This is a genomic window from Isoptericola sp. NPDC055063, from assembly GCF_053608125.1.
On sequence record NZ_JBSGUW010000005.1, the window covers coordinates 101,594 to 119,519 of the forward strand.

At 72.8% G+C, this 17,926-nt stretch carries 16 protein-coding genes; 7 read left to right on the forward strand and 9 right to left on the reverse strand.

The window, feature by feature from the left end; all coding sequences use genetic code 11:
* Positions 1-62 precede the first annotated feature (62 nt).
* The 3 genes from ACWF41_RS07785 to uvrB all read right to left on the reverse strand — a co-directional run bounded on the left by ACWF41_RS07785 (position 63) and on the right by uvrB (position 4,491).
* Positions 63-1,097, reverse strand: a complete 1,035-nt coding sequence (locus ACWF41_RS07785) for a TerC family protein (RefSeq protein WP_380347108.1) — start codon at positions 1,095-1,097, stop codon at positions 63-65.
* Entirely contained in the window at positions 1,094-2,107 is a 1,014-nt protein-coding gene (locus tag ACWF41_RS07790; RefSeq protein ID WP_380324861.1) for a TerC family protein, read from the reverse strand. The genes ACWF41_RS07785 and ACWF41_RS07790 overlap by 4 nt, the downstream gene beginning before the upstream one ends.
* 269 nt (positions 2,108-2,376) lie before the next feature.
* Entirely contained in the window at positions 2,377-4,491 is a 2,115-nt protein-coding gene (uvrB, locus tag ACWF41_RS07795; protein WP_380324858.1) for an excinuclease ABC subunit UvrB, read from the reverse strand.
* Positions 4,492-4,714: 223 nt separating this feature from the next.
* On the opposite strand from uvrB, the gene ACWF41_RS07800 reads away from it, so the two are divergent.
* On the forward strand, positions 4,715-6,163 hold the full coding sequence (locus ACWF41_RS07800; protein ID WP_380324855.1) for a choice-of-anchor A family protein: 1,449 nt from the start codon (positions 4,715-4,717) through the stop codon (positions 6,161-6,163).
* Between the two features lie 141 nt (positions 6,164-6,304).
* Positions 6,305-6,481, forward strand: a complete 177-nt coding sequence (locus ACWF41_RS07805) for a hypothetical protein (protein ID WP_380324852.1) — start codon at positions 6,305-6,307, stop codon at positions 6,479-6,481.
* Positions 6,482-6,500: 19 nt separating this feature from the next.
* Here ACWF41_RS07805 and ACWF41_RS07810 read toward each other — a convergent pair whose 3' ends face one another.
* A complete protein-coding gene (locus tag ACWF41_RS07810; protein ID WP_452182351.1) occupies positions 6,501-6,668 on the reverse strand; it encodes a hypothetical protein in 168 nt (55 codons plus the stop codon).
* Between the two features lie 254 nt (positions 6,669-6,922).
* Here ACWF41_RS07810 and ACWF41_RS07815 point away from each other — a divergent pair, with 254 nt between their 5' ends.
* Complete coding sequence (locus tag ACWF41_RS07815) at positions 6,923-7,270, forward strand: hypothetical protein (protein WP_452182353.1); 348 nt, start codon at positions 6,923-6,925, stop codon at positions 7,268-7,270.
* Complete coding sequence (locus tag ACWF41_RS07820; RefSeq protein WP_452182348.1) at positions 7,267-7,749, forward strand: DUF5979 domain-containing protein; 483 nt, start codon at positions 7,267-7,269, stop codon at positions 7,747-7,749. Before ACWF41_RS07815 ends, ACWF41_RS07820 begins: the two co-directional genes overlap by 4 nt.
* Here ACWF41_RS07820 and coaE read toward each other — a convergent pair.
* Complete coding sequence (coaE, locus tag ACWF41_RS07825) at positions 7,637-8,269, reverse strand: dephospho-CoA kinase (RefSeq protein WP_380324846.1); 633 nt, start codon at positions 8,267-8,269, stop codon at positions 7,637-7,639. The two genes, ACWF41_RS07820 and coaE, sit on opposite strands and share 113 nt — an antisense overlap.
* A gap of 79 nt (positions 8,270-8,348) precedes the next feature.
* On the opposite strand from coaE, the gene ACWF41_RS07830 reads away from it, so the two are divergent.
* A complete protein-coding gene (locus ACWF41_RS07830; RefSeq protein ID WP_380324843.1) occupies positions 8,349-10,232 on the forward strand; it encodes an ABC transporter ATP-binding protein in 1,884 nt (627 codons plus the stop codon).
* 191 nt (positions 10,233-10,423) lie between these two features.
* Here the strand turns inward: ACWF41_RS07830 and rpsA are convergent, their stop codons facing one another.
* Complete coding sequence (gene rpsA / locus ACWF41_RS07835; protein WP_380326055.1) at positions 10,424-11,914, reverse strand: 30S ribosomal protein S1; 1,491 nt, start codon at positions 11,912-11,914, stop codon at positions 10,424-10,426.
* A gap of 233 nt (positions 11,915-12,147) precedes the next feature.
* Between rpsA and ACWF41_RS07840 the strand changes: the two genes are divergently transcribed.
* The gene (locus tag ACWF41_RS07840) at positions 12,148-12,969 is read left to right on the forward strand and encodes a class I SAM-dependent methyltransferase (protein WP_380326058.1); all 822 of its coding nucleotides are present in this window, start codon (positions 12,148-12,150) and stop codon (positions 12,967-12,969) included.
* 27 nt (positions 12,970-12,996) lie between these two features.
* Here ACWF41_RS07840 and polA read toward each other — a convergent pair whose 3' ends face one another.
* A complete protein-coding gene (gene polA / locus ACWF41_RS07845; RefSeq protein WP_380326061.1) occupies positions 12,997-15,750 on the reverse strand; it encodes a DNA polymerase I in 2,754 nt (917 codons plus the stop codon).
* Between polA and ACWF41_RS07850 the strand changes: the two genes are divergently transcribed.
* Entirely contained in the window at positions 15,749-16,183 is a 435-nt protein-coding gene (locus ACWF41_RS07850) for a hotdog fold thioesterase (RefSeq protein ID WP_380326064.1), read from the forward strand. The two genes, polA and ACWF41_RS07850, sit on opposite strands and share 2 nt — an antisense overlap.
* 44 nt (positions 16,184-16,227) lie before the next feature.
* Here ACWF41_RS07850 and ACWF41_RS07855 read toward each other — a convergent pair whose 3' ends face one another.
* Positions 16,228-16,992, reverse strand: a complete 765-nt coding sequence (locus ACWF41_RS07855; protein WP_380326067.1) for a GNAT family N-acetyltransferase — start codon at positions 16,990-16,992, stop codon at positions 16,228-16,230.
* Positions 16,993-17,165: 173 nt separating this feature from the next.
* Positions 17,166-17,855: an ANTAR domain-containing response regulator gene (locus ACWF41_RS07860; RefSeq protein WP_380326768.1), complete on the reverse strand. Its 690-nt coding sequence runs from the start codon at positions 17,853-17,855 to the stop codon at positions 17,166-17,168.
* Positions 17,856-17,926 lie beyond the last annotated feature (71 nt).

The following is a 17,926-nucleotide window of genomic DNA, read 5'->3' on the forward strand; positions in this document are numbered from 1 at the left end:
CTGGGGAGGAGAGGGGGCTCGTGACGGTGTTTTGTTGGGCTCTTCCTTCGCGGCTGTCGCCGTCAGCGACCGGGCGACTCCTCCGAGGCCGCGTCCTCGACGCCCTCGACGCCCTCGGCCGCCACCACGGCGGTGCGGCGGGTCTTGGCCAGGCTCGCGACCGTCGCGATCGCGAGCGACCCGAGAATGATCACGAGCGACAGCCAGATCGGGATCTCCGGCGCCCACGCGACGGGCTCGCCGCCGTTGAGGAACGGCAGCGTGTTGGTGTGCAGCGCCTCGAGGATGAGCTTGACGCCGATGAAGCCGAGGATCACCGCGAGCGCGATCGGCAGGTACACCAGCCGCTCCAGCAGGCCACCCAGCAGGAAGTACAGCTGCCGCAGGCCCATGAGCGCGAAGATGTTCGCGGTGAAGACGATGAACGGGTCCTTCGTCAGGCCGAAGATCGCGGGGATCGAGTCGAGCGCGAACAGCAGGTCCGTCGAGCCGATCGCCACGAAGACCACGAGCATCGGGGTGAAGAGCTTCTTGCCGTCGACGACGGTGCGCACCTTCGCGCCGTCGTACTTCTCGCTCAGCGGCAGCACCCGCCGCAGCGCGCGGATCGCGACGTTCTCCTTGTACTCGTCCTCGTCGTCGCCCGCGACCAGCTTGATCGCGGTGTAGATGAGGAACGCGCCGAACAGGTAGAACACCCACACGAACTGCTCGAGGATGGCCGCGCCCGCGAGGATGAACGCCCCGCGCAGCACGAGGGCGATGATGATGCCGACCATCAGGACCATCTGCTGGTGCTGCTTGGGCACCGCGAAGCGCGACATGATGATGACGAAGACGAACAGGTTGTCGACGCTCAGCGAGTACTCGGTGAGCCAGCCTGCGTAGAACTCGCCCGCCGGCGCGGCGCCCCCGACCGCGAGCACGACCAGCCCGAACACCAGGGCCAGTCCCACGTAGAAGGCGACCCACAGGCCGCTCTCCTTCATCGACGGGACGTGGGGCCGGCGGCCCACGATCGCGAGGTCGGCGGCCAGCAGCAGGATCAGTGCTGCGAGCGACGCCGCCTCGAACCAGAACGGCAGCTCGTGGATCATGCATCTCCTTCGGAGGACGAGGGCGCGCCCGCCGCGACCCGACGGTCACGGCGGTCCCGGGCCAGGGAGGCGATCGTCGTGACGGCGAGCACCACCACGATGAAGCCGAGGGACAGCGAGGTCGGGATCTCGGGGATCGCCTCCACGTGCTGCCCGCCGTTGACGAACGGCACCTCGTTGGTGTGCAGGGCGTGGATCACCAGCTTGACGCCGATGAAGCCGAGGATCGCGGCCAGGCCGTAGTTGAGGTAGACGAGCCTGTCGAGCAGTCCGTCGACGAGGAAGTAGAGCTGGCGCAGCCCGAGCAGCGAGAACGCGTTGGCCGCGAAGACGAGGTACGTCTCCTGCGTGAGCCCGAAGATCGCGGGGATGGAGTCCACGGCGAACAGCAGGTCCGCGCTGCCGATGGCGACCATGACGATGAGCATCGGCGTGATGAACCGCTTGCCGTCGATCTTCGCGATCATCTTGTCGCCGACGTACGTCTCCGTCGTCGGGAACAGGCGCCGCGTCAGGCGCAGGACGCCGTTCTCGTTCCACTCCTCGTCGTGCCCCGTGCCCGAGCGGGCCTGGGCGATCGCCGTCCAGATGAGGAACGCGCCGAAGACGTAGAAGACCCACGCGAAGTTCGCGATGATCGCCGCGCCCGCGACGATGAAGACCGTGCGCAGCACCAGCGCGATGGTGATGCCGATGAGGAGCACACGCTGCTGGTACTCCCGCGGTACCCGGAAGCTCGTCATGATGAGGACGAACACGAACAGGTTGTCGACGCTGAGCGACTTCTCGGTGATGTACCCGGCGAAGTACTCCCCGCCGTACTGCCCGCCCCACACGATCCAGACGACCACTCCGAACACCAGGGCGACCGCGACGTAGGCGAGGGACCACGTGGCGGACTCGCGGAGGGTCGGGGCGTGCGGGGTGCGCACGTGGCCGACGTAGTCGACGGCGAGCATCGCCAGGATGACGACGACGGTGACGATCCAGACCCACAAGGGCACGTTCATTGACCAACCTCCGGTACGTAGCACTGAGCACCGGAGGTCTTCCCCACCCGGGCAGGCTGCGCGCCGTGCGTCCGGGCCGACGAGGCCGGACCGGCGTCGGTGCCGGACGTGATGACGACCTCATCGTGGGCGGGGTACTCCCCTCCAACCCGCATACCCTACATGACACCCCGGGCACCGGATCCGCGCACGTCAGGACGCGAAACGGCGCCCCGGCACAGGTCCGGGGCCCGGCGGCGCACCGTCCTGCCAGAGGTGCGGTCGCCGCCTCAGGCGGTAGCCGCCTGCATCTGGCGGAGCTCCTTCTTCAGGCCGCCGATCTCGTCGCGCAGCCGCGCCGCGACCTCGAACTGCAGCTCCGCCGCCGCGGCATGCATCTGGTCGCTCAGCTCCTGGATCAGCTCCGCGAGCTCGCCCGCGGCCGCGCCGGCGAGGCGGTTGCCCGTCGTCGCGCCCTCCTTCGGCGAGCCCGGCACCGGCGCGCGGCCCCGGCCCTGCCCCGACGCGGGCGCCTTCCGGTAGCCGCCGGACAGCAGCTCCTGGGTGTCGATGTCCTCGCGGGCGAGCATGTCGGTGACGTCGGCGATCTTCTTGCGCAGCGGCTGCGGGTCGATGCCGCGCTCGGTGTTGTACGCGACCTGCTTGGCGCGCCGCCGGTCGGTCTCGTCGAGCGCGTACCGCATGGCGGGCGTGATCTTGTCGGCATACATGTGCACCTGGCCGGTGACGTTGCGGGCCGCGCGGCCGATCGTCTGGATGAGCGACCGCTCCGAGCGCAGGAAGCCCTCCTTGTCCGCGTCGAGGATCGCGACGAGGGACACCTCCGGCAGGTCGAGGCCCTCGCGCAGCAGGTTGATGCCGACCAGCACGTCGTACTCCCCCAGCCGCAGCTCGCGGAGCAGCTCGACGCGCCGCAGCGTGTCCACCTCCGAGTGCAGGTAGCGCACCCGCACGTCCTTCTCGAGGAAGTAGTCGGTGAGGTCCTCGGCCATCTTCTTGGTCAGGGTGGTGACGAGGACGCGCTCGTCCTTCTCCACTCGCTCGCGGATCTCGTGCAGCAGGTCGTCGATCTGGCCGGTGGTCGGCTTGACGATGACCTCGGGGTCGACGAGCCCGGTGGGCCGGATGACCTGCTCGACGACGCCGTCCGACATCGACAGCTCGTAGTCGCCGGGCGTCGCGGACAGGTAGACCGTCTGGCCGATCCGCTCGACGAACTCCTCCCAGCGCAGCGGCCGGTTGTCCATCGCGCTCGGCAGGCGGAACCCGTGCTCGACGAGCGACCGCTTGCGCGACATGTCGCCCTCGAACATGGCTCCGATCTGCGGCACCGTCTGGTGCGACTCGTCGATGACGAGCAGGAAGTCCTCGGGGAAGTAGTCGAGCAGCGTGTTCGGCGGCGACCCCTGCTCGCGACCGTCGATGTGCCGCGAGTAGTTCTCGATGCCGCTGCACGTGCCGATCTGGCGCATCATCTCGATGTCGTAGGTGGTGCGCATGCGCAGGCGCTGCGCCTCCAGGAGCTTGTTCTGCCGCTCGAGCTCGGCGAGGCGGTCGGCGAGCTCCGTCTCGATCCCGCCGATCGCGCGCTCCATGCGCTCGGGGCCGGCCACGTAGTGCGTGGCCGGGAACAGGTAGACGCTCCGCTCCTCCCGGATCACCTCGCCGGTGAGCGGGTGGAGCGTCTGGATCGACTCGATCTCGTCGCCGAACATCTCGATGCGCACGGCGAGCTCCTCGTACACCGGGATGATCTCGACCGTGTCGCCCCGGACCCGGAAGGTGCCGCGCGTGAACGCCGTGTCGTTGCGCGTGTACTGCATCTGGACGAAGCGCCGCAGCATGTCGTCGCGGTCGACGAGGTCGCCGACGTCGAGCCGCACCATCCGGTCGACGTACTCCTGCGGCGTGCCGAGGCCGTAGATGCAGGACACCGACGCGACCACCACGACGTCGCGCCGGGTCAGCAGCGACGACGTCGCGGAGTGGCGCAGGCGCTCGACCTCGTCGTTGATCGACGAGTCCTTCTCGATGTAGGTGTCCGTCTGCGCGATGTACGCCTCGGGCTGGTAGTAGTCGTAGTACGAGACGAAGTACTCGACGGCGTTGTTCGGCAGCAGCTCGCGGAACTCCGTGGCGAGCTGCGCCGCGAGGGTCTTGTTCGGCGCCATGACGAGGGTGGGCCGCTGCAGCTTCTCGATGAGCCACGCGGTGGTGGCGCTCTTGCCGGTACCGGTGGCGCCGAGCAGCACGACGTCCTTCTCCCCCGCCTGCACACGCGAGGTGAGGTCCGCGATCGCCGTCGGCTGGTCACCGGACGGCTGGTACTCGGACACCACCTCGAAGGGGGCCACCGCACGCTGCAGGTCGGTCACGGGTCGCATGCCACCACGGTACGGCGACCCTCCGACAGCCCACCTGCCGCAGGGTCCCACGGACGCCCGAGCGGGTGAAATATCCGACATCTGTTTTGTCAGGTGCCCACGCAAACCCTAGGGTGACGGCGAGCCCGCGCCCGGGCCACCCCCCTTTCAGCCCGGGCGCGGGACCGACCGTCCGGCCCCCGCCCGAAGACCGTGCGACGGGCCGCCCTCACCCAGGAGACCCATGCGCGCCACCGCCCCTCGCCCTGCCCGTTCCCGCCTCCTGCTCCGCCCGCTCGCGCTGGGCCTGGGGGCGGCCGTCGCCGCCGCCGGCGCGGTCGCGGGCGGTGCGGCGGCGCTCCCGTCGACGGCCGCCACGACGGGCTCGGGCAACCCCGTCTGCTCGCTCGGGCTGCTCCCCGGGCTGCAGAACGACCTCACCTCGACCGACTCCGGCGTCGCGGTCTACGTCGGCGGGGACTACGTGGCCCACCAGGCCGCGGCCGAGAGCGAGGGCCGGCTCGTCGTGGCGGGCAGCACCACCGTCGACGCCGGCCTGCTGAACCTCGGCCGCGTCGGCGTGGGCTCGGGCGTGGTGCCCACGCCGGGCGACGTCCTCGTCTCGGCGGGCGACGTCACCGTGTCTCCCGGCTCGCGGCTGGACGTCAACCACGGCGTGCCCGGCGGCGGCGACGTGCGCACCGGCGGCGTCGCCACCGGCGAGATCGAGCTCAACGGCGGGGCGAGCCGCACGCGGTCCGCCGACGCCGCGACGATCGCGGCGCGCGCGGGCGCAGACCTCGACACGGCCTCGGCCGCGTTCTCCGGCCTCGAGCCGACGGGTCGGCTCGACACCTCCGGGGCCTACCCGACGCTCGTCGGGGACGACGTCTCCGACCCGCAGGTCTTCTCGCTCACGACCGCCGAGGCCGCGACGCTCGACACCCTGGTTCTCACCCACGTGGGCGACGCCCGCGTGGTCGTCAACGTGAGCGGCGACGCCGGACGCCTCGACACGGTCCACACCGCCGCCGGGACCGTCGGCGACCGGATCGACGACGGCGCGGCGCTCGGCGCCTGGGCGCCGCGGATCGTGTGGAACTTCGGCCGGGCGTCGACGCTCGAGCTCGCCGGGGGCAGCCAGCTCGTCGGCTCGATCCTCGCGCCGCGCGCCGACGTCCGGCAGGGCGCGCACACCAACGGGCGTCTGTGGGTGGGCGGGGACCTGGACCTCGGTACCGGCGGGAGCGGCCTCGAGCACCACAACTACCCGTGGTCCGGCGAGTGCGACACGGTCCCGGGCGAGGGCACGGTGACCCCTCCGGACGAGACGACCACCGAGGGGGGCGAGGCGGACGGCACGGAGACGCCCGCGCCGACAGAGCCGGCTCCGGAGGAGACCCCGTCGACGGAGGCCACCCGCCCTGAGCCCGCGCCGTCGGCCGGCACGCCGTCCGGCGCGGCCGTGGACGGTCCCGACGCGAGCTCCCCGGACGTCGATGTCGCGGCCGACGTCGTGGCGGGCGCCAGCACCCCGAGCCCGGAGGCGGCGCGACCGGAGGCCGACGACGAGCTGCCGCGCACCGGGGCGGCCGTGGTCATGACCGCCGCGCTCGGCGCCGCCCTCCTCGGCGCCGGGGCGCTGCTCGTGGTGCTCCGCCGCCGGAAGCCCGCGGTCGACGCGGGCGCCTGACCGGCCCGCGCGGGATCGAGCAGGCCCGCGTGCCGGGCCGGTCCGGGGGGGCTGCCCGGACCCGCCCGCGCGCGCCCGGGCAACGTCATCGTCGGCAGCCCGATCGTCCCGTACCGCACGGGCACGATCCGGGTCGGCGGCGTGCGCAACCTCCGCGACCCCTTCGACGATGCCACCGGCGGCCCCTTCGGCCAGCTCGGAGAGTCGGACACGGCCAACCGGGACCCACCGGCCCAGTTCCAGAACGTGCTGCTCGACGACGCGAGCGTGCTCGAGACAGACCACTACACCGATCTCATCGGGCGGGCGGGAAGATGACCCGCTACGCCCAGCAGTGCTACGCCGAGCTGAGCACCACCAGCGCGATGTCGGTGACCGACGCGGGCGGCACGCTCGCGCTCGAGCACGGCACGGTGGCCCAGGCAGGCCCCGACGTCACCCTCACCAGCGACGGCGGCGGCGACCTGGTCGTCTTCGACCTGCCGGCGCCCCTCGGCTCGGGCACGGCGGGACTGGAGCACGTCCGGTCGATCCTGCGGAGCTACCCGTTCTCGGACGACCTGACGATCAGCGGCGGGGCCCAGCTGCCCGGGTCGATCCTGGTCGGCAGCGCACCGTCGCCCCTCGACCAGAGCTACGCAGGCGTCAACGGCTGCACGTGCACGCCGAGCGACCTGGTGCACACGAACACCTTCGGCGGTTTCGGGCAAGGAGTTCCACGCGTACCCGTTCGACGGCGCCCTCGGCTGCGCGCGAGCGATGCCGGGCACGTTCTGGCTGGCGAAGGACGTCACGGGCGGCGGTGCCGACGAGGTGCCGGACGCCACCACCTTCACGGTCGCCTGGGAGGTCACCGGACCGGAGGGGTCGGCGAGCGTGGGCCGGTCGGGCACGGTGGAGGTCGCGGCCGACGGGACCGTCGTCAACGGCCCGGCGGACCTGGTCGAGGGCGACCAGGTGACGTCCTCCGACCGTCGTTCTTCCCCTCCGACGGCAGCTCTTCCGGCGACTGGCCGCTGGCCGACGGCGAGGAGCTGGCGCTCGACGGCTTCCCCGTGGGGACCGTGTGCTCCGTCGCCGTGGGCGACCCGTCCGCACGCGTCGTGACGGTCACGAACGACGTCACGAGCAGCACGGCGGGCGCGGTCACGATCACCAAGGAGGTGACCGGGGACGACGGCGGCACGGCGGACGAGTTCACCGTCGACCGGGTCTGCACCACGCCGGACGAGGTGACGACGGGGAGCGTCACCCTCGCCGCCGGCGAGACCTCGGACCCGATCGGCGACCTGCCCGTCGGGACGGGGTGCACCGTGACCGAAAGGCCTGGTCGACGACCCGGCGGGCACGTGGAGCTCCGACATCACCCGGACGCGATCACGATCGGCCAGCGACGACCCGGCCCAGGTCGCGGCCGACGCGGCGGCCTTCCCCGCACCGGGCGCCATCGTCGTCGCCGTCGTCGTCGCGCCGTCAGGCCTCGGCCGCAGCGTCGGACTCCTCGTCCACCTCGGCGCACAGGCGCTGCCACAGGGCGTCGACCTGGTCGCGCAGCCCGTCCTCGGCGCCCGAGCCGTCCAGGGTGACGTCGGCGACCGCGACCCGTTCGGCGTCCGTCGCCTGGGCCGCGACCCGGGCGCGCGCCGCGGGCTCGTCGAGCCCGCGGCCGTCGACGAGCCGTCGGACCCGCTGCTCGGCCGGGGCGTGCACCACGACGAGCAGGTGGAAGCGGTCGGCCTGACCCGTCTCGACCAGGAGCGGGATGTCGTGCACGACGACGGCGCGGTCGTCGGCCGCGCCGGCCAGCGCCTCCCGCTCGGCGGCGATCCGGCGGATCTCGGGGTGCAGGATGCCCTCGAGGCGTTCCCGAGCCGCCGCGTCGTCGAACACGAGACGCCCGAGCGCCGGGCGGTCCAGCGAGCCGTCGTCGGCGAGCACCCCGTCGCCGAAGGCCGCCGCCACCTCCTCGAGCCCGACCGTGCCCGGGGCCACCACCTCGCGCGCGAGGACGTCGTGGTCGATCACCACGGCGCCCAGCTCGGCGAGGCGGCGCGCGACGACGGACTTGCCTGCGGCGATGCCGCCCGTGAGGCCGATGCGAAGCATGGGGACCATCCTGCCCCCGGCGTAGGCTTCCCGCCATGAGCGCCCACGGCACCGGGCCGCGGCGCGAGGGGGAGGTGGCATGGCGGGCGGCGGCATGATGCGCTCGTACCTGAAGGACTCGTCGGTCAAGGACCGACGCCTGACGGGCTCGACGCTCCGGCGGATCCTCGCCTTCGCCCGGCCGTACCGGGCCCAGCTCGCCGGCTTCGTCGCCCTCCTGGTGCTCAGCGCGGGGGCCGGCGCCGTGACTCCGCTGCTGTTCCGGCGGCTCATCGACGACGGCATCGCCCACGGCGACCGGGCGCTGGTCCTCTCGATGGCCGCGGCGGCCGTCGCGATCGCGCTCGCCTCCGCCGCGCTCGCCGTGGCCGAACGCTGGTTGTCGTCCCGCGTGGGCGAGGGTCTCATCCTCGACCTGCGCACCGCCGTCTTCGACCACGTGCAGCGGATGTCGCTCGCGTTCTTCGCCCGGGCGCGCACCGGCGCCCTCGTGCAACGCCTCAACGGCGACGTCCTCGGCGCGCAGCAGGCGTTCACGTCGACGCTGCAGACCGTGGTCTCCAACGGCCTGACGATCGTGTTCACGCTCGCGGCCATGTTCGCCATGTCCTGGCGCCTCACGCTCGTGTCCCTGGTCCTCCTGCCCGCGTTCGTGCTCCCCGCGCGCTGGTTCGGCCGCAGGCTCGCCGCGCTGGCCCGCACCGGCTACGACCTCAACGCGGACGCCGGCCAGATGATGAACGAGCGCTTCAACGTCGCCGGCGCGCACCTCGTCAAGGTGTTCGGCGACCCCGACCTCGAGAGCGCGCGCTACGAGACCCAGGTGCGCCGGCTGCGCGACCTCGGGGTGCGCACCGCGCTGCTCGGCACCTGGTTCCGGGTGGGCCTGACGACCCTGGCCTCCGTCGCGATCGCCCTGGTCTACGGGCTCGGGGGGCTGCAGGCCATCGCGGGCGAGCTCACGGTGGGCACCGTCGTGGCCCTCACCGCCTACCTCGGTCGCCTGTACGGTCCGCTGTCGGCCATGTCGAACGTGCAGGTGGACGTCATGACGGCGCTGGTGAGCTTCGAGCGCGTGCTCGAGGTGCTCGACCTCGAGCCGGCGATCACCGAGAGGCCGGCCGCCGCCGACCTCCGCGCGGCGGTGGCGAGCCAGGGCGCCTCCGTCGAGCTGGACCGGGTCACGTTCCGCTACCCGACCGCCGAGGAGGTCTCGCTGGCCTCCCTCGAGTCCGTCGCGACGCTGCGCTCGGACCCCACCGACGACACCCTGCACGACGTCTCCTTCACCGTGCCGGCGGGCGCCATGGTCGCACTCGTCGGACCGTCCGGCGCGGGCAAGACCACCGTCTCCCAGCTCGTGTCGCGCATGTACGACCCGACCTCCGGGGCCGTGCGGATCGCCGGGGAGGACCTGCGCGACGTCACGGCGGCGTCGCTACGCGGCACCGTCGGCGTGGTCTCGCAGGAGGCGCACCTCTTCCACGACACGGTCGCGGCCAACCTGCGCTTCGCCCGCCCCGACGCCTCCGACGAGGACCTGGAGCGGGCCCTGCGCCAGGCCCGGATCTGGGACCTCGTCGCGCGGCTGCCGGAGGGGGTGGACACCGTCGTCGGCGACCGCGGCTACCGGCTCTCCGGCGGGGAACGCCAGCGGCTCGCCATCGCCCGGCTCCTGCTCAAGGCGCCGGACGTCGTCGTGCTCGACGAGGCCACCGCGCACCTCGACTCCGAGTCCGAGGCGGCCGTGCAGGCGGCGCTCGACCAGGCGCTGGCCGGCCGCACCTCCCTGGTCATCGCCCACCGGCTCTCGACCGTCCGCGCCGCGGACGCCATCGTCGTGCTGGCCGACGGCCAGGTCGTCGAGGTCGGGACACACCCCGAGCTCCTGGCCGCCGGCGGGCTGTACGCCGAGCTCTACGCCACCCAGTTCGCCGACGCCGAGGCCCCGGCGGCCGAGTAGCCGCTCGCGCGTCGGGGCCGAGCGGCCGCCGGCCGCTTCCGGTGGCGCACCGGGTCCGCGACGCCGACCCACCCTCGACGCAAGGGGCGCGCACCGCGCCGGCACTCCCCGCGCGCACGACGGCGGCCCGCCACCCCGAGGGGTGACGGGCCGCCGTGGGCGTCCGGTGGGTCGTGGCCGACCCGGTCGGATCAGTTACCCGTGAGCTTCTCGCGGAGCGCGGCGAGCGCCTCGTCCGAGGCGAGCGTGCCCGCGGCCTCCTGCGCCGGCGCCGCCGACGAGTAGGAGGACGACGAGGAGCTGCTGCTCGACGAGCTGCTGCCGGGGACCGCGTCGTTCACGGCCGCGTCGGCGTCCGCCGCGATGGCCGCACGGACCTGCTCGCGGTGCGACTCCCAGCGGGCGTGCGCCTTGGCGTACTCCGCCTCCCAGGCCTCGCGCTGCGTCTCGAAGCCCTCGAGCCACTCGTTGGTCTCCGGGTCGAAGCCCTCGGGGTACTTGTACTCGCCGTTCTCGTCGTACTCGGCAGCCATGCCGTAGAGCGCGGGGTCGAAGTCCTCGGACTCCGGGTCCATGCCCTCGTTGGCCTGCTTGAGCGAGAGCGAGATGCGGCGACGCTCGAGGTCGATGTCGATGACCTTGACGAACACCTCGGCGCCGACGCTGACGACCTGCTCGGGCAGCTCGACGTGGCGCACGGCCAGCTCCGAGATGTGCACGAGACCCTCGATGCCGTCCTCCACGCGGACGAACGCACCGAACGGCACCAGCTTGGTGACCTTGCCGGGCACGACCTGGCCGATGGCGTGCGTGCGGGCGAAGGTCTGCCACGGGTCCTCCTGCGTCGCCTTCAGCGACAGGGAGACACGCTCGCGGTCGAAGTCGACGTCGAGAACCTCGACGGTGACCTCCTGGCCCACCTCGACGACCTCGGACGGGTGGTCGATGTGCTTCCAGGACAGCTCCGAGACGTGCACCAGACCGTCGACGCCGCCGAGGTCCACGAACGCACCGAAGTTGACGATCGAGGAGACGACACCGGGGCGCACCTGGCCCTTCTGCAGGGTCTGCAGGAAGGTGGAGCGGACCTCGGACTGCGTCTGCTCGAGCCAGGCACGGCGCGACAGGACCACGTTGTTGCGGTTCTTGTCGAGCTCGATGATCTTGGCCTCGATCTCCTTGCCGACGTACGGCGCGAGGTCGCGGACGCGACGCATCTCCACGAGGGAGGCGGGGAGGAAGCCACGGAGACCGATGTCGAGGATGAGGCCACCCTTGACGACCTCGATGACGGTGCCGGTGACGACGCCGTCCTCCTCCTTGATCTTCTCGATCGTGCCCCAGGCGCGCTCGTACTGGGCGCGCTTCTTGGACAGGATCAGGCGACCCTCCTTGTCCTCCTTCTGGAGGACGAGAGCCTCGACGGCGTCGCCCACGGCGACAACCTCGCCCGGGTCCACGTCGTGCTTGATGGAGAGCTCCCGGGACGGGATCACGCCCTCCGTCTTGTAACCGATGTCGAGGAGGACCTCGTCGCGGTCGACCTTGACGATCGTGCCTTCCACGATGTCACCATCGTTGAAGTACTTGATGGTGGCGTCGACGGCGGCAAGGAAGTCCTCTTCGGTGCCGATGTCGTTGACGGCAACCTGGGGGGCGGACTTCGTGGTGGAGATGGTCATTGAGTAGATGCTCCGATGCGGACAGGACGTAGTGCGGACAGGGTCTGTGGTACGTGCACCGGGAGTCGACGTGGCGAACGATCCGCACGTCTGCGTTCCGCACGCCAGGACGTCCTCGGGCGCACTGCACCGCCGAACATCTTATCGACGGCGCAGCGTGGGGTCAACACGCCCTGGGAGCCACCCGGCGTCGCCGCCGACCGCCCGTCCGGAGCCCGTGCCACGATGACCGGGTGAGCCACCATCCTCCCGCGCCGCGCCCGATCTCGCACGCGGGTTACCAGGACGTCCCGGACGACGCCGGCAACGCGGCCGCCCGGGGGTGGTGGGACGAGAACGCCACCGAGTACCTCGCCGAGCACGGCGCGTTCCTGGGCGACGCCGGCTTCCGCTGGGGGCCCGAGGGCCTCACCGAGGCGGAGGCCGGGCTCCTCGGTGACGTCACCGGCGCCCGCGTCGTGGAGGTCGGTGCCGGCGCCGCGCACTGCGCCCGCTGGCTCGCCGCCCGCGGCGCCCACGTCGTCGCCACGGACGTGTCCGCGCGGATGCTCGCCGGCGCCGCACGCCTCAACGCGACGACGGGCGTGGTCGTCCCCCTCGTCCAGGCCGACGCCCGGCGCCTGCCGTTCGCTTCCGGCAGCGCGGACGTGGTCTTCACGTCCTACGGGGCGATCCCGTTCGTGGCCGACGCCGCGCGGGTCCACGCCGAGGCGGCGCGCGTGCTTCGCCCCGGCGGCCGGTGGGTGTTCTCCGTGACCCACCCCGTGCGCTGGGCGTTCCCCGACGACCCGTCGGTCCGCGGGCTCACCGCCGACCGCTCGTACTTCGACCGGCGCCCCTACGTGGAGGCCGACGACCGCGGCGAGGTCCGGTACGCGGAGTACCACCGCACCGTCGGCGACCACGTGCGCGACGTCGCCGCGGCCGGGCTGCGGCTGCGCGACGTCGTCGAGCCCGAGTGGCCGGCGTGGAACACCGCGACCTGGGGCGGCTGGAGCCCCGAGCGCGGCGCCGTCCTGCCGGGCACGGCGGTGTTCGTCACCACGAAGGACTGACGCGCCGCGCCCGGCGGACCCGGACCCTCAGTGCCCGGCGTCGTGCCAGGTGGGACCGACGCCGACCGAGACGTCCAGCGGCACGTCGAGAGACACCGCGGAGCCCATCTGGCCGCGCAGCACGTCCTCGGCCGCCTCCCGCTCCCCCGGCGCGACCTCCACCACGAGCTCGTCGTGCACCTGCAGCAGCAGCCGCGAGGCCAGTCCGCGCTCGTCCAGCTCGCGCTGCACGCCGAGCATCGCCACCTTGATGATGTCCGCGGCGCTGCCCTGGATCGGCGCGTTGAGCGCCATCCGCTCCGCCATCTGGCGGCGCTGCCGGTTGTCGCTCGTGAGGTCCGGCAGGTAGCGCCGGCGGCCCAGGATCGTCGCCGTGTACCCGGTGGCCCGCGCCTCCTCCACGACGCCGGTGAGGTAGTCGCGCACCCCGCCGAACCGCGTGAAGTAGTCGTCCATCAGCGACTGCGCCTCGCTGGTGGGGATGGTGAGCTGCTGCGAGAGGCCGAACGCGCTCAGCCCGTAGGCGAGGCCGTAGCTCATCGCCTTGATCTTGGAGCGCATCTCGGGCGTGACGTCCTCGGGGGCCACCTCGAAGACACGCGAGCCCACGTACCGGTGCAGGTCCTCCCCCGACCGGAACGCCTCGATGAGCCCCTCGTCGCCCGACAGGTGCGCCATGATCCGCATCTCGATCTGGCTGTAGTCCGCGGTGAGCAGGGTGTCGTAGCCCTCGCCGACCCGGAAGGCGCGGCGGATGCGGCGGCCCTCCTCGGTGCGGATCGGGATGTTCTGCAGGTTCGGGTCGGTGGAGCTCAGGCGCCCCGTGGCGGCGATGGTCTGCTGGAACGTCGTGTGGATCCGGCCGTCCGGGGCGACGGACTTGAGCAGCCCTTCGACCGTCGAGCGCAGGCGCGTGGCGTCGCGGTGCGCCAGGAGGTGCTCGAGGAACGGGTGCTCGGTCTTGACGTACAGGTCCTGCAGCGACGCGGCGTCGGTGGTGTAACCCGTCTTGATCTTCTTGGTCTTGGGCATCCCGAGCTGGTCGAAGAGCACCTCCTGCAGCTGCTTGGGGCTGCCGAGGTTCACCTGCCGTCCGATGACGTCGTAGGCGTCCGCCGCCGCGTCGGCCACCATCGCGGCGAACTGCCGCTCGAGCTCGGTGAGGTACTCGACGTCGGCGGCGATGCCGGTGGACTCCATCCGCCCCAGCACTGCCGTCAGCGGCAGCTCCAGGTCGGTGAGCAGGTCGGCCGCACCCCGGTCGGCGAGCTGCCCCGTGAGGGCCTCGGCCAGCTCCACGACGGCGGCGGCGCGCACGGCCGCCTGCCGGGCCCGCGGGTCGTCGGCGTCGTCCCCGCCGTCCAGAGCCAGGTCCAGCGCGCCCTGGCCACCGGCGTCGGCCGCCCCGCCCGCCGACAGCTCCCGACCGAGGAGGCGCACCGTGAGGTCCGCGAGGTCGTAGCCGCGCTGGTCCGGGTAGCAGAGGTACGCCGCGAGCTCCGTGTCGAAGGTGACGCCTCGCAGGTCGAGCCCGCGACCGGCGAGCTCGTGCCACGCCGCCTTGGCGCCGTGCACGACCTTCGGCGCCTCAGGGTCCGCGAGCCAGGCCGCGAGGGCGCGCTCGTCCTCGGGCGGCACGTCCGCGAGGTCGACCGCGACGGCGGCTCCCTGGCCGTCGCCCGAGGGCCCCTCGGCGATCGCCACCTCCCAGGCGTCGCCTGCGCCCGGCGTCGGCGTGCCCGTGACCTCGAGGCCCAGCGCGCGCCCGGCGCGGGCCGCGAGCCAGTCGCCCAGCCCGCCCGCCGCCAGGGCCGCGAGCTCGACCTGCATCCCGGCGACCGCGACCTCCTCGGCCTGCTCCGCAGACGGGTCGGCGGCGAGCAGCCGGTCGCGCAGCGTGCCGAACTGGAGGGTGTCGGAGACGCGGTGCACGGCCTCGCGGTCGAACCCGGCCAGGGTCAGGTCGTCGATCGCCAGCGGCAGCTCCAGGTGGTCCAGGAGCGCGTTGAGCTCGCGGTTGAGACGCACCTGGTCGATCGCCTCGCGCAGGTTCCCGGCGGCCTTGCCCTTGAGCTCGTCCACGTGCTCGAGCAGCGCGTCCAGCCCGCCGTATGTCGTGACCCACTTCGCGGCCGTCTTGGGGCCGACGCCGGCCACGCCGGGCAGGTTGTCGCTCGACTCGCCGACCAGTGCGGCGAGGTCGGGGTACTGGTGCGGCGGCACGCCGTACTTCTCCTCGACCGCCTCCGGCGTCATGCGGGCCAGGTCCGAGACCCCGCGCTTCGGGTACAGCACGGTCACGCGCTCGGTCACGAGCTGCAGCGAGTCGCGGTCCCCCGAGCAGACCAGCACGTCCAGGCCCGCCTCGGCCCCCTCGCGGGCGAGCGTCGCCAGGATGTCGTCGGCCTCGATGCCCTCGCGCTGCAGCGCCGGGATGCGCAGCGCCTCGAGGACCTCCTTGATGAGCGGCACCTGGCCGCGGAAGACCTCGGGCGTCGCGTCACGGTTGCCCTTGTACTCCGGGAACCGCTCCGTGCGGAACGTCACGCGGCCGGCGTCGAACGCCACGGCCGCGTGCGTCGGCTGCTCGTCGCGCAGCAAGTTGGTCAGCATCGACGTGAACCCGTAGACGGCGTTCGTCACCTGGCCGCTGGAGGTCACCAGCGTGTCCGGCAGCGCGAAGAACGCGCGGTAGGCCATGGAGTGGCCGTCGATCAGGAGGAGGCGTGGGCGGGTCCCGGTTCGCGCGGAGGTCGTCACGGGTGCCAACCTATCGCCCATGGCTGACACCTCCACCGGCACGCCCGAGCTCCCCAGCACCCTGGACCAGTGGGCGGCCGCCAGCCGCGGCACGCTCATCGAGCGCCTCGGCATCGAGCTCACGGGCGTCGCCGCCGACCTCACCACGGGCACGATGCCGGTGGCCGGGAACACGCAGCCCGCGGGGCTCCTGCACGGCGGCGCGACGGCGTCCCTCGCCGAGACGCTCGCCTCGGTCGCGGCGCAGCAGCACGCCGGGACGGGGCGCGCGGCGGTCGGCCTGGAGCTCAACGCGACGCACCACCGCGGGGTGCGGTCGGGGACCGTGCACGGGGAGGCCCGCGCGCTGCACCTGGGCCGGTCGACGGCGGCCTACGAGATCGTCGTCACCGACGACGACGGCCGGCGCGTGTGCACCGCGCGGCTGACCTGCATGATCCTCGACGGCCGCTAGGCCGCGTCAGCGCGGCGCACGCCTGCCGGCGCCCGCCCGATGCCTCAGGAGGGGACGGACTCGCTCGTCACGCCGCGCCGGGGGACGACGCCGAGCTCGCCGAGCACCTCGTCGGCGCCGACCTCCGTGCCGTCGGCGGCCCGCTCGGCCGCCTCGCGCAGGGCGGCGTCCCGCTCCTCCTGGAAGGCCCGCAGGTCCACCGGGCCGGTCGGCAGGCCCGCGGCACGGGCTCGGCGGCGGCGCGCCACGAGGTCCTCGATCGCGGCCCGGGTCGCCTCGCGGCGCCCGACGCGCACGGCGGCGCGCGACGCCCGGGGGTTCTCCTGGGCCAGGCGGCGCAGCAGGGTCGCCGTGGCGACCACGCGGTGCCCCGAGGTGGGGGCGAACCCCAGGCGGGCGAGGAAGCGGTGCATCCCTCGGGCGCCGGGCGCGGGGGCGCAGTAGACGTTCTCCGCGCCGCGCTCCCCCGCGACGGCCGCGGCCGCCGCGACCAGCGCATGACCGACGCCCCGGCGGCGTGCCGCCGGGGAGACGAAGACCGCGTCGACGTAGAGGCTCGTCGTCGTCGCGAAGAGCAGGGGGTCGATGACGCGCAGCACGGCGAACCCGACGACCTGGTCCTCGTGGGTCGCGACGAGGACCTGCCCGCCCGCGCCCAGCAGGACGCTCAGGTGCTCCAGGAGCCGCGACGCGTCGGCGGGAGAGCCCTGGACCGCGGACGGCGACTCCTCGACCGCGCGCTCGGCGAGGTGCGCGACGGCGACCATGTCGTCCTGCTCGGCCGGCCGGACCTCGACCGCTGCACGCATCGGCACCTCCTCGACGAATGACCGCGTCCCCGGCTCCTGGCGCGGTGGGAGCACTCCCACCCGACTGCTCGGGATCCGGTCCGGGCGGCGCCCGGACTCACGGTCGTTGAAGCATGAATATCACAGATCGGTTACGACACCCAGGTGACGATAGCGGCCACGACAGGTGCGGATCAGGCCCCGCCGACCTGCTCGATGACGGCGTCCGCGACCTCGCGCATGGTGAGGCGGCGGTCCATCGACGTCTTCTGGATCCAGCGGAAGGACTCCGGCTCGCTCAGACCCATCTTGGTCATCAGCAGGCCCTTGGCGCGGTCCACGCGCTTGCGGGTCTCGAAGCGCTCGGTGAGGTCCGCGACCTCCGACTCGAGGGCGCCGATCTGCTGGTAGCGGGAGATGGCGATCTCCACGGCCGGCAGCAGGTCGGCCGGGGTGAACGGCTTGACGACGTAGGCCATCGCTCCCGCGTCGCGCGCCCGCTCGACGAGCTCGGTCTGCGAGAACGCGGTGAGCAGCACGACCGGCGCGGCGTGCGCCTTGCCGATCCGCTCGGCCGCCGAGATGCCGTCCAGCTCGGGCATCTTGACGTCCATGACCACCACGTCGGGCTTGAGCTCGGTGGCGAGGCGGACCGCGGTCTCCCCGTCGCCGGCCTCGCCGACGACGTCGAAGCCGGCCTCACGGAGCGTCTCGACGACGTCCATCCGGATGAGGGCCTCGTCCTCGACGACGACCGCTCGACGCGCGGGTCGTTCCGGCGTCTTCGGGGCCTCGGGCTCCTGGTCGATCAGGGGCGGCAGGTCGAGCGGCACCGTCGCCTCGGGCTTCGCGTCGTGGGGCTTCTCGTCGGTCACGCGCTCCATCCTAGTGGCCGCCACGGGGCGACGCGTCCCGTGCCGGGTGTGACGAGGGCGACGACTCGCGCGTCGGCGCG

Excerpts from the sequence above, each read along its gene's own strand:
- ACWF41_RS07785 (WP_380347108.1), bottom strand. The coding sequence starts at position 1,097 with ATGATCCACGAGCTGCCGTTCTGGTTCGAGGCGGCGTCGCTCGCAGCA.
- ACWF41_RS07790 (WP_380324861.1), bottom strand. The coding sequence starts at position 2,107 with ATGAACGTGCCCTTGTGGGTCTGGATCGTCACCGTCGTCGTCATCCTG.
- uvrB (WP_380324858.1), bottom strand. The coding sequence starts at position 4,491 with ATGCGACCCGTGACCGACCTGCAGCGTGCGGTGGCCCCCTTCGAGGTG.
- ACWF41_RS07800 (WP_380324855.1), top strand. The coding sequence starts at position 4,715 with ATGCGCGCCACCGCCCCTCGCCCTGCCCGTTCCCGCCTCCTGCTCCGC.
- ACWF41_RS07815 (WP_452182353.1), top strand. The coding sequence starts at position 6,923 with ATGCCGGGCACGTTCTGGCTGGCGAAGGACGTCACGGGCGGCGGTGCC.
- coaE (WP_380324846.1), bottom strand. The coding sequence starts at position 8,269 with ATGCTTCGCATCGGCCTCACGGGCGGCATCGCCGCAGGCAAGTCCGTC.
- ACWF41_RS07830 (WP_380324843.1), top strand. The coding sequence starts at position 8,349 with ATGGCGGGCGGCGGCATGATGCGCTCGTACCTGAAGGACTCGTCGGTC.
- rpsA (WP_380326055.1), bottom strand. The coding sequence starts at position 11,914 with ATGACCATCTCCACCACGAAGTCCGCCCCCCAGGTTGCCGTCAACGAC.
- ACWF41_RS07850 (WP_380326064.1), top strand. The coding sequence starts at position 15,749 with ATGGCTGACACCTCCACCGGCACGCCCGAGCTCCCCAGCACCCTGGAC.
- polA (WP_380326061.1), bottom strand. The coding sequence starts at position 15,750 with ATGGGCGATAGGTTGGCACCCGTGACGACCTCCGCGCGAACCGGGACC.
- ACWF41_RS07855 (WP_380326067.1), bottom strand. The coding sequence starts at position 16,992 with ATGCGTGCAGCGGTCGAGGTCCGGCCGGCCGAGCAGGACGACATGGTC.
- ACWF41_RS07860 (WP_380326768.1), bottom strand. The coding sequence starts at position 17,855 with ATGGAGCGCGTGACCGACGAGAAGCCCCACGACGCGAAGCCCGAGGCG.